The organism is Polynucleobacter sp. MWH-UH2A, assembly GCF_018687195.1.
Lineage (GTDB): Bacteria > Pseudomonadota > Gammaproteobacteria > Burkholderiales > Burkholderiaceae > Polynucleobacter.
The window spans coordinates 1920785-1930953 of sequence record NZ_CP061321.1 but is presented as its reverse complement, the minus strand read 5'-3'; the positions used below and the strand labels follow the sequence as shown (position 1 = coordinate 1930953).

11 protein-coding genes are annotated in these 10169 nt (G+C 44.8%); 4 read left to right on the top strand and 7 right to left on the bottom strand.

Annotation, left to right across the window (positions count from 1 at the left end; genetic code table 11):
- Positions 1-12: 12 nt before the first annotated feature.
- The 3 genes from argS to IC571_RS09985 are packed head-to-tail and all read left to right on the top strand — an operon-like array spanning position 13 to position 3065.
- Positions 13-1740, top strand: coding sequence for an arginine--tRNA ligase (gene argS, locus IC571_RS09995; RefSeq protein ID WP_215316477.1), 1728 nt, complete (start codon positions 13-15; stop codon positions 1738-1740).
- Positions 1741-1775: 35 nt separating this feature from the next.
- Entirely contained in the window at positions 1776-2414 is a 639-nt protein-coding gene (locus IC571_RS09990) for an SPOR domain-containing protein (RefSeq protein ID WP_215316475.1), read from the top strand.
- Positions 2415-2423: 9 nt separating this feature from the next.
- On the top strand, positions 2424-3065 hold the full coding sequence (locus IC571_RS09985) for a thiol:disulfide interchange protein DsbA/DsbL (RefSeq protein ID WP_215316473.1): 642 nt from the start codon (positions 2424-2426) through the stop codon (positions 3063-3065).
- 42 nt (positions 3066-3107) lie between these two features.
- Here the strand turns inward: IC571_RS09985 and IC571_RS09980 are convergent, their stop codons facing one another.
- The 5 genes from IC571_RS09980 to IC571_RS09960 all read right to left on the bottom strand — a co-directional run bounded on the left by IC571_RS09980 (position 3108) and on the right by IC571_RS09960 (position 7922).
- A complete protein-coding gene (locus IC571_RS09980; protein ID WP_215316471.1) occupies positions 3108-3884 on the bottom strand; it encodes an SDR family oxidoreductase in 777 nt (258 codons plus the stop codon).
- Positions 3881-5035, bottom strand: a complete 1155-nt coding sequence (locus IC571_RS09975) for a cyclopropane-fatty-acyl-phospholipid synthase family protein (RefSeq protein ID WP_251373387.1) — start codon at positions 5033-5035, stop codon at positions 3881-3883. The genes IC571_RS09980 and IC571_RS09975 overlap by 4 nt, the downstream gene beginning before the upstream one ends.
- A gap of 137 nt (positions 5036-5172) precedes the next feature.
- Entirely contained in the window at positions 5173-5958 is a 786-nt protein-coding gene (locus IC571_RS09970) for a DUF1365 domain-containing protein (RefSeq protein ID WP_215316467.1), read from the bottom strand.
- The gene (locus IC571_RS09965) at positions 5959-7344 is read right to left on the bottom strand and encodes an NAD(P)/FAD-dependent oxidoreductase (protein WP_215316465.1); all 1386 of its coding nucleotides are present in this window, start codon (positions 7342-7344) and stop codon (positions 5959-5961) included. It abuts the gene before it with no gap.
- Complete coding sequence (locus tag IC571_RS09960) at positions 7341-7922, bottom strand: glutathione peroxidase (RefSeq protein WP_251373384.1); 582 nt, start codon at positions 7920-7922, stop codon at positions 7341-7343. Before IC571_RS09960 ends, IC571_RS09965 begins: the two co-directional genes overlap by 4 nt.
- 90 nt (positions 7923-8012) lie before the next feature.
- On the opposite strand from IC571_RS09960, the gene rfaE2 reads away from it, so the two are divergent.
- The gene (rfaE2, locus tag IC571_RS09955) at positions 8013-8501 is read left to right on the top strand and encodes a D-glycero-beta-D-manno-heptose 1-phosphate adenylyltransferase (RefSeq protein WP_215316463.1); all 489 of its coding nucleotides are present in this window, start codon (positions 8013-8015) and stop codon (positions 8499-8501) included.
- Positions 8502-8530: 29 nt separating this feature from the next.
- Here rfaE2 and IC571_RS09950 read toward each other — a convergent pair whose 3' ends face one another.
- Together IC571_RS09950 and IC571_RS09945 are read right to left on the bottom strand one after the other, a co-directional pair.
- Positions 8531-9343, bottom strand: a complete 813-nt coding sequence (locus tag IC571_RS09950) for a type III pantothenate kinase (protein ID WP_215316461.1) — start codon at positions 9341-9343, stop codon at positions 8531-8533.
- A complete protein-coding gene (locus IC571_RS09945) occupies positions 9340-10137 on the bottom strand; it encodes a biotin--[acetyl-CoA-carboxylase] ligase (protein ID WP_215316459.1) in 798 nt (265 codons plus the stop codon). The genes IC571_RS09950 and IC571_RS09945 overlap by 4 nt, the downstream gene beginning before the upstream one ends.
- Positions 10138-10169: the final 32 nt, after the last annotated feature.

Here is a 10169-nt window from a genome sequence, read left to right as displayed (position 1 = left end):
ACTCACTTATCTATGTTGCAGACCAATAAAAACCGTTTAATTGATATGTTGAGTTCGGCTCTAAAGGGCTTAGCTCAGGAGCGTGGCTTAGATGATGCCCCAAGCCCTCGTTTAGAGCGACCTAAGGCGGTCGATCATGGAGACGTGGCATGCAATATTGCCCTCCAGCTTTCCAAGGCGTGGAAGCTGAATCCGCGGGAGTTGGCCCAGGCTTTGGTAGAGCGTTTGCAAAAAGAGGCTGGTTTTGACAAACTCATTTCGTCCTGCGAAATTGCCGGGCCTGGGTTCATTAACTTCCGTCTGAGTAACTCGGCTAAAACTGCAGTTGTTGGAGAGATCCTTTCGTCTGGTGTTCATTTTGGCGAAGTTGCTCAGGGCTCTGGACCGGTTAGTAGCGCCATGATTGAGTTTGTTTCAGCAAACCCAACTGGCCCTCTACATGTGGGGCATGGCAGACAGGCAGCGTTGGGTGATGCGCTAGCAAATTTATTGGCGACCCAAGGAATTAAGGTGCATCGTGAGTTTTACTACAACGATGCTGGTGTGCAAATTGCCAATCTTGCTTTATCTGTTCAAGCGCGCTTACATGGTTTAAAGCCAGGTGATGCGAATTGGCCTGAGCAAGCATACAACGGCGAATACATCGCGGAAATTGCTTTTGCTTTTAAAGCATCACCTGATTATCAAGATGACCTCGAATCAATTCGTAAATTTGCAGTGGCATATTTACGTAATGAACAAGATATTGATTTGAAGACATTCGGCGTGAAATTCGATTGTTACTATTTAGAATCTTCTTTGTATACCGATGGAAGCGTAAATCAGATTGTTAAAGATTTACAAAATATCGGAAAAACGTATGAGGCTGAGGGCGCGCTTTGGCTTAGAACAACCGATGACGGCGACGATAAAGATCGTGTAATGCGTAAATCAGATGGCAGCTTTACTTATTTTGTTCCAGACGTGGCTTATCACACCAGTAAGTGGAATCGTGGTTTTGAGAAAGTGATTAACGTTCAAGGCAGCGATCACCACGGTACGATCGCACGTGTTCGTTCAGGCTTACAGGGAGTAGCGCAGAAGCGTGGCTGGGATATTCCGAAAGAATACCCAGATTATGTATTGCACAAAATGGTTACCGTGATGCGTCATGGTGAAGAAGTTAAGATTTCTAAACGCGCAGGTTCTTATGTGACCGTGCGAGATCTGGTTGAATGGTCTGGCGGTGTTACTTCCGACATGAGCCCTGAAGAGCGAGAATTGGCGCTGCAGCGCGGACGTGATGCGGTGCGTTTCTTCTTGATCTCTCGTAAAGCAGATACTGAATTTGTCTTTGATATTGATTTGGCGCTTCAACAAAATGATGAAAATCCAGTGTTCTATGTGCAGTATGCGCATGCGCGCATTAGCTCAATCTTGCAGCAATGGGGTGGTAAGCCTGCTGATTTAGTTAACGCAGATTTGTCCTTATTACAAAGCAAGGCTTCCGATCATTTGTTAAGGCGACTAGCAGAGTACCCAGAGGTATTAACTAATGCTGCAGCAGAGTTGGCACCACATGCTCTCGCTTTTTACCTGCGTGATTTGGCTGGTGATTTTCATACCTTCTATAACGCCGATCGCGTATTGGTAGATGACGAAGCTCTGAAGCTTGCGCGCCTTGCCTTGCTATCGGCAACGCGCCAGGTTCTGCAAAATGGATTGAGGGTCTTAGGGGTATCTGCGCCAGCAAAGATGTAGTGGCAATGAATGAAGTGAATATGTAAGATGAGGATATGATGAAAAAACCGAATCAACTAGCAAGCTTCAAAAAGCAAAACATAGACTCCAATACGGGTACTTCAAATCGCAATTCCCAGTATGGCGGAACCATTCTGGGCTTTGTGCTTGGCTTGGGTGCAGGACTAGGAATTGCTTTTGTAATTGCCTTCTATCTTTCTAAAAATACTCCACAAGAGCGCCCTGGTGTCCGTGCGCCGAATTTGCCAATGACAATCAAGCCAGCCGCTCCTGCTGAGGGTGAGGCTGCCCCTCCTGCTGAGCAACCAGATTTAAATAGGCCTCTACAAGGCAAGGTTCCAGCGCCTGCATCTAGTGATCCTATAGGCGATTTAGTCAGCGGCAAAAAATCATCTGATAGTGGCGCTAGTGGTTCATCTACAGCAGCCCCAAAGGGCGATGCAATATATTTCTTGCAAGTGGGCGCCTTTACAAAACGTGCTGACGCAGATGCTCAAAAAGCAGCTCTAGCGATTCAAGGCATTCAGGCGCAATTGAGTGAGGTGACCAGCGATGGCAATACCTTGTGGCGTGTTCGAACTGGCCCTTATGCAAGCGTGGATGAAAGCAACCCCGCTCGCGATAAATTAAATGGCATGGGTATTAAATCTACTCTCATTAAATCAAGTAAATAAACCGTAAATATGATCTCATTAAGCAAACGAATTTTTTTGGCGTTCACTCTAGTAGTTTTGTGTGGTGCAGTTCATGCACAAAAAATCGAGGAAGGTTTTGATTATCGAGTTCTTCCTGTCCCTCAGCCGGTAGAGACAAAAGGCAAAGTTGAAGTGATTGAGTTCTTTTGGTACGGCTGCCCGCATTGTTATGACTTCGAGCCTGAGTTGAGCGCCTGGGTTAAACGTCAGCCCAAGGATGCTGTTTTCCGAAGAGTGCCAGTGGCATTCAGGGATGATTTCTTACCCCATAGCCAGCTTTACTATGCTCTTGAAGCCATGGGTAAAGGTGATGCGCTCAATGAAAAAGTGATGTATGCGATGCACAAAGAGAACAAGCGTCTACTCACCGAAACTGAAATTGCGGATTGGGTTGCTTCACAGGGAGTAGATCGCAATACTTTCCTGGCGACTTATCGTTCTTTTGCTGTGGTTTCAAAAGCAAGAGCTGCAAAACAATTGACCGAGGCTTATCGTATTGATGGCGTGCCCACCATTGTGATGCAAGGCAAGTATGTAACCTCACCGTCGATTGCTGGCACTAAGGCTAAGGCGATTGCAGTGATGGATTACCTTGAAGAAAAAATTCGTAAGGATAAATATCGGCAGTAGTCATGCCGGCAGCAATCAATCAAGCCTGCCTAATAAGCAGGTTTAGATTTTGACGAAGTGACGCACAATCCAAAAATAGATTGGGTAAGGCAAGATTCTTAGGAATTTCAAAAACCTTGAGAATCGTTTTGGAAAGTGAATATCAAATTCACCTTTCTGAATACCTTTTAATATTTCTGAGGCTGCTTCTTCAGCGCTAATCAGAGCGGGCATTTCAAAATCATTCTGCGCAGTTGCTTCTGTTGCTACAAAGCCTGGAGAAATCATGTGCACCCCAATGCCTTTGGGAAGTAAGTCATAGTACAGGGTTTCGCAAAAGTTGATGATGGCTGCTTTGCTAGGGCCATATGCCAAAGCCTTAGGTAAGCCGCTGTAGCCAGCAACACTGCCTACAATCGCAATATTTCCTCTTTGTGCTTGAAGCATTTTTGGGAGAACCAGCGCTACTGCTTTCATGGGCCCAAGAAGATTGGCATCAACAGTTTGTTCGGCAATGCGGATATCAAAGGTATCAGCCCTCAATGGGGTGTAGATGCCTGATACAAATAAGAGCAAATCGATTCCGCCCCACGTGTTGATGATCTTTTCATAAGTAGTAGCTAGCTGCTCATCATTGGTCACGTCCAGTGGCACTACTAATGCTTGATCAACTTTAGCTTCTTGTGCAATTGCATTGAGACGCTCAATCCTTCTACTTGAAAGAATGACGCGCGCATTATGGCCGATTAATGATTTAGCGCATGCCTCGCCAATGCCACTAGAGGCACCAATAATCCATATGCGCTTATTTGAAAAGCTGTCGATCCCGGTTTGCTTCATGCAGTCAGAGCATCAGACGATGCCTTTGGAGATGAGTGGCTCAGGGTGAATTGCACAACATCAATGTTGCGCTCGGCAAATCCGGCGGCGCAATACATAAGATAAAAATTCCAGAGCCGAATAAAGGCTTCATCGAAGCCTAAAGCACGAATTTCTTGAAGTTTTTGATTGAAATTGTCACGCCAAATGCAGAGTGTTTTGGCGTAATCCACCCCGAATGCAAATTCGTTTTCGATTATTAACCCTGCTTTAGTGGCGGCAGCTTTAAAACTAGCACGTGATGGAAGCATGCCTCCGGGAAACACATATTGCTGAATAAAGTCTGTGTTGTGACGATAGCGCTCAAATAAATGATCGGCAATGACAATCGTTTGAATGCATGCTTTACCGCTAGACTTAAGACATTTTGCAAGTGTTTGAAAATATTCAGGCCAGTGCTTTTCGCCAACAGCCTCAAACATTTCAACTGAAGCGATACCATCAAATTGCTCTTGGCAGTCCCGATAGTCCTGAAGCCTAACTTCAAACTGGCTTTGATTATTTGTAAGTGCTTTGATATTTTGCAATCGATTTTCTGCAAAGGCTTTTTGTTCGGTAGATAAAGTAAGTCCCGTGATTGATCTGCCGCTGAGTAATGCTTCTTCCATAACTCCGCCCCAGCCACATCCAATTTCTAGAATGTGATCGCCTGCGTTTGTATTGAGAGAACTTAAGATGCGCTTGATTTTGGATCTTTGTCCATCAGCAAGGGTTTGCTTCGCGCCTTCAGAAAACCATGCACTGGAATAACTCATGCTGGGGTCAAGCCACAGGCTATAGAATGCGTTGCCTAAGTCATAGTGCGCATGAATATTCTTGCGACTTCCAGATTTCGTGTTGTCTCTTAACCAATGCTTCGTACGGTAGAGAATGGAGCCAAGCCAGCTACCGTAAATCGCTTTTTCTAGGATGGCACGGTTACGAATGGCAAGTTCCAAAATCGTTTTTAGGTCAGTGCTATCCCATTCACCTCGAATGTAGCTTTCTGCAAAACCAATATCCCCATGAGACATTAGATCTTTGAATACATTCCAGTCGAAGATTTGAATGTCAGCTTGCAGTGCATCTGCTTTATTGCCAAATTCTCTTACCTGACCATCCGGTAAAGTCATTTTGAGACAGCCGCTATTCAGCTGGGATAGCAGGCCGAGAACAAATTTTGTGCTGTGGTCACCGTTGGGTGAATGCGATTTGCCTCTTTTATGATTTGAAAAATTGAGGCGTGAAAGTAAATTTTGTCCTGGGCGATTCATTTGCTAACTTCAAACTTGGGTGGTTTTGGTTTTGAATGAAAGGGTACACCTTTTAGCCATAATTTCAATGCTTGCCAATGAATACGGAATATCACACCTAAACTCATCAAGGGGTAGCGCAGCAAAGCCAAATAAAGGGCAGATTTAGTGAGGGGGCGACTCACGCCACTGATGCTGGTATTGATGAGGGGCAGCCCATCCTCATGAAGTTCGATGCGGGCGAGTGTATTTCTTTGCGATTGGCTATCTTCTGGAAACAAGAATCGAAACCGGTATTCACCACGCACTTCGCAAAATGGCGATACATGAAATACCTTTTTGCTAATGAGCGTTTCCCCAGATCGGAGTGCCTCTCCAGAATCTTTGTGCAACAGATAACAGTGCCGCTCCCCAAAGGTATTGTTTACTTCGGCCAATATCGCACGAACCTTCTTATCAGAACTGGTGCAGATCCAAAAACTGACGGGATTAAAGACGTACCCTAGTACCCTAGGAAAAGTCTGTAACCAAATTTCACCATCAATTTGACCGATGCCATGTTCCTGCAAAATCCCTTCTATCCATGCAAGGCTATTTGCTTCACCGCGACCATGGTCTTTGTCGTAAAAAGAGCACAAGCCTGGGCGATTGTCGTTTAATCCCGTTTTACTTAGAAGGTTCGTGTCGCTCTGGCGCGAACGCATTGGAATAGAGATGGTGAAAACGCCATAAGAAAACACATTTCTTGCCGGCCTAAAACGGCTGTGTTTTACTACTCCAAAGTTAATCTTTGCCTGACTCATCTAGCATGTATCTTGTTTGGACATTGTGTTTAATGGTGAGTTCATGCTCTCGATTAATGCCTCCGCAACAAGCTCTCCAGAGCGTAATCCATCTTCGTGAAAGCCAAATCCAGTCCAAGCGCCGCAATACCAGATTGAAGACATCCCTTGAATAAGTGGTAATGCCTTTTGCGCCTGAATTGCTTTCATATCAAATACAGGGTGAGAGTATTGAATTTCTTGTTGCACTAATTGAGGGTTAGGCTCGGATGAGGGGTTTAAGCTCACAATAATTTGTGTGTCCTTCAACTCTTTTGGTAGGGGCTGTAGAAGGTTAATGAGGTAGTTCACGCTTACATGTTGTTTGGATGTTGGTGCGGCACCTGATTTAGCGGTGTAGTTCCATGCCGCCCAGCAACGTTTTGTTTCTGGCAGAAAATTGGTGTCAGTGTGGAGAATGGCGCGATTCTCTTGATATGGAATTGCAGCCAAAATATCTTTGGCATCTTGATCAATACCATGCAGCAAGGCGAGAGATTGATCGCTATGGCATGCCATGACTACCTCATCAAAAAAGGCCGATCCTGAAGCGCTAATAACTTCCGCGGCGGATCCATCTTGAGCCGCATTAACACGCAAAACACCCTCGCGTTTGATGGCGACTTGATTTTGTTCAAGGGCATGCACGATACGCTTGACGTATTCACGCGACCCCCCTCGAACCGTAAGCCACTGGGGCCGATTCTGAATCTGCAGAAGCCCATGATTGTGACAAAAGCGAATCATGGTTTGGATGGGGAACTCGAGCATCTGCTCAACAGAGCATGACCATATCGCGCCGATCATGGGTAAAAAATAATTCTCTCTAAAGCTTTGACTAAAACGATTGCGATCTAAGAATGTTGCAATTGCTTCATCTGGCTCAGCATAATGATGGCCAGCTGCAATTTGATCATGAGCCAATTTGGTTGCAAGGCGATTAAAGCGCAAGATGTCATAAACCATGCGCCAAAAAGAGAGGGATAGCAAATTGGCTCGTTGACCAAATAATGAGTTGATGTCATTGCCAGCCCATTCGAGTTTAGGGTGCGCTGGATTTTTCTCGGATGTATCGATTGAAACTGAAAAAGACATTTCAGAAGGTGCTATTGGGGCCTGAATCTCTTCAAATAGTCTCACTAAGCGCGGATAAGTTTTGCGATTGAAAACTAAAAAGCCAGTATCGACGCCATAAGACAATTGTTTGCCAGTATGCTTATAAGTAAAATCGACAGTATTGCTGTGCCCGCCAATGTGGTTTCCGCCCTCATACAAGGTAAGCTCTATATTGGGTTGCTGGCGAAGTGTATATGCGCATCCTAAGCCAGAAATGCCAGCGCCAATGATGGCAATTCTTTTTTTAATCACTGCGCTTTTTCCTCTAACAGTTTTTCGATCTGCTCTGTAATTGAGCTACTAGTTGGTTTGGTGACGCTGCCAAAAGAATCGACAACATTGCCTTTACGGTCAATTAAGTATTTGTAAAAATTCCATTTAGGGGTGGTGCCTGTTTTTGCAATCAGCATTTTAAAAAAGGGATTGGGATTGCTTCCTGAAACACTGCTTTTTGCAAACATCGGAAATTTCACGTCATAGGTGTTTTTGCAGAAATCAGCAATTTCTTTATTGCTACCAGGCTCTTGCTGGCCAAAATCATTTGAAGGAAATCCTAGAACTACAAAACCTTTATCTTTGTATTGTGCGTAAATCTTTTCTAGCCCTTGGTATTGGCTTGTAAAGCCGCAAAAGCTAGCAGTATTCACCGCCAAAATGACCTTGCCTTGATATTGGCAGAGGTTTTGGGGCGCATCATCTTGTAGACGAGGGAAGGTATGGGATAACAGGGGGCTGCAGCTAGATGCAGCTTGTGCGGTGTTAAACAGGGAAAATCCAATAAAAAACAGGAAGAGCCAAACGGTCAAGCGGCGATTTACTATAGGGTTCATAAGGTCTCCATTCTTCTTGTTTTGCCTGCCAAGTCTAAGACATTCTGATGAATATCGCAGGGTAAGACTCAAAGCTATTAATATTGCAATATGAGTACATATTCTTCGCCCTCTTTTGAGTCTAAAGTTTGCACCCCGGCACAACTTCAAGAGCGTATTTCAAAATTACCAAGACCCCTTGTTTTTACCAATGGTGTCTTTGATATTTTGCATCGTGGGCATGCCAGCTATCTCGCTCAGGCACGTGCACTGGGTGCCAGCCTGGTAGTCGGAGTTAATTCAGATGCCTCAGTCAAAATGTTGGGTAAAGGTGATGATAGGCCAATCAATTCTGAAGCTGATCGCCAAGCATTGCTAGCAGCCCTAGAGAGCGTTGATTTAGTCGTGATATTTTCTGAGCAAACGCCTGTGAATTTGATTGAACAAATTCGTCCAGATATTTACGTCAAGGGCGGAGATTATGAAATCGATACCCTGGCAGAGACTAAGCTCGTAAAGACTTGGGGGGGCAAAGCTGTCGCAATCCCATTCTTATACGAGCGCTCCACTACAAGCTTGCTAGGAAAAATACGCTCGTAGAGTTTGGATTGCTTTGGTTCACTTAGTTTTTAGATATTTTTTAAAAGCCAAGCCCAAACACCACGTAACACCAGGCCTTCACTGACTTCAATCTTCTGGGTGCTTAGTAGATTCGCCTGCTGAATTTGATTCATAAGCGTCTTTGCATTGCCACCATCAAGCCAAATTTTTTCTATTGGTAAATTCATTTGTTTAGCCAGGTCTAGTGCATATTGAATTGCACCAATTTGTGCGGCATCACAACCGCCGATGATGGCTTCATTCGTAGACGTTCCAAATCCCTGCTCAGATGCATCACGTACAGCAAGCGGTAGTTGCGCAGTATTCGTTTCAAGACTTTGATGCATTAATCCAAGCCCAGGCAGAATCCAACCACCATAGTGCACTCCATTTGAGCCTAACAAATCAATGGTGGTTGCAGTGCCGGCATTGATGATGAGTGAGTTTGCTTTTGTTAGTGAACGTGCGCCAATAATGGCACTCCAGCGATCAGATCCCAATTTGCTTGGGTCTTGATAAAGTGTGCGCACTCCATCAAAGGCGTCATCACCACTAAGTTGTTTCCATTGAATATCTTGCCATTGTGGAAATAAAGACTGGAGTTGTTGGATTGCCTCTGTACCAGCAACACAGCTAAATGCAATTGCATCAGGCTTTGGCAATGTTTTAGAAATGTAATCAGCTAACTCTGCTCGATGTTCGGCTGACTTTAGTGATTGGGTGCTAATCGAACCAGAGTAATCCCACAATTTTTTTTGTTGATCGGATGGTTGCTTGCTTGACTCGACAGCAGCCCATTTGAGGCGGGTGTTACCAACATCAAAAATTAAATATAGGCTCATGGCTGGACTCTTAAGGAAACATCACCTGCATAAATAGAAATCATTCTTCCTTCTTGCTCAAGCAAGAGTGCGCCATCCATGCCGATGCCTTTTGCTAACCCATATATAGGTTCTTTACCAGCCCCAGAAAGGCAAACAGTTTGGTTTGCATAAGCATCCCATGTGCTCCATTCCTGCTGATATGGGGCAAATCCTTGAGCATCAAAATTCTGAAAGTATTGCTCCAGGGAGTCAAGCAAGCTTAACCAAAGATATTCTGCATCTGGCAGCGTTGAATCTTTTGACAGCAGATCTTCAATTGCACTAACTTTTGCGCCGACCTCATGAAGATTTTTTTCTATTGAACTTGCGTTGCGTAAATTGAGGCCAATACCAACAATCATCCAACTTGGGTCGGTCGGTTTTGCTTGCCCACCCTCAATCAAAATTCCGCCAAGTTTGGCGTTGTTTAACAGTAAATCATTTGGCCATTTGAGACGTAGGCCAGATTGCAACAGCAGCGACTTATTTAGATTGCAAGCTCTCGCAATGCCTTCAATTACCGCTAAGCCCACTAATAGACTAAGACCTGCTAATTGAGCAGGGCTTCTCTTGAAGGGGTAGGCAACGGAAAAGCAGATGGAGTCATCTGGATTTGATAACCAAGCGCGACCAGCCCTCCCTTTTCCGGCAGTTTGTCTATGGGCAATTCTGGCTACAGGGTCTATCAGTTGACCCGAGCGCCAGCGCTCCAATAGGTCATCATTGGTGGATTTGGTCTCGGCAACACGTTCAAGGATGCAATTAGCAGTCATTTCGCCATTGTAGAAAGGTCTGACCTAGAATT

Excerpts from the sequence above, each read along its gene's own strand:
- argS (WP_215316477.1), top strand. The coding sequence starts at position 13 with ATGTTGCAGACCAATAAAAACCGTTTAATTGATATGTTGAGTTCGGCT.
- IC571_RS09990 (WP_215316475.1), top strand. The coding sequence starts at position 1,776 with ATGATGAAAAAACCGAATCAACTAGCAAGCTTCAAAAAGCAAAACATA.
- IC571_RS09985 (WP_215316473.1), top strand. The coding sequence starts at position 2,424 with ATGATCTCATTAAGCAAACGAATTTTTTTGGCGTTCACTCTAGTAGTT.
- IC571_RS09980 (WP_215316471.1), bottom strand. The coding sequence starts at position 3,884 with ATGAAGCAAACCGGGATCGACAGCTTTTCAAATAAGCGCATATGGATT.
- IC571_RS09975 (WP_251373387.1), bottom strand. The coding sequence starts at position 5,035 with ATGACTTTACCGGATGGTCAGGTAAGAGAATTTGGCAATAAAGCAGAT.
- IC571_RS09970 (WP_215316467.1), bottom strand. The coding sequence starts at position 5,958 with ATGAGTCAGGCAAAGATTAACTTTGGAGTAGTAAAACACAGCCGTTTT.
- IC571_RS09960 (WP_251373384.1), bottom strand. The coding sequence starts at position 7,922 with ATGAACCCTATAGTAAATCGCCGCTTGACCGTTTGGCTCTTCCTGTTT.
- rfaE2 (WP_215316463.1), top strand. The coding sequence starts at position 8,013 with ATGAGTACATATTCTTCGCCCTCTTTTGAGTCTAAAGTTTGCACCCCG.
- IC571_RS09950 (WP_215316461.1), bottom strand. The coding sequence starts at position 9,343 with ATGAGCCTATATTTAATTTTTGATGTTGGTAACACCCGCCTCAAATGG.
- IC571_RS09945 (WP_215316459.1), bottom strand. The coding sequence starts at position 10,137 with ATGACTGCTAATTGCATCCTTGAACGTGTTGCCGAGACCAAATCCACC.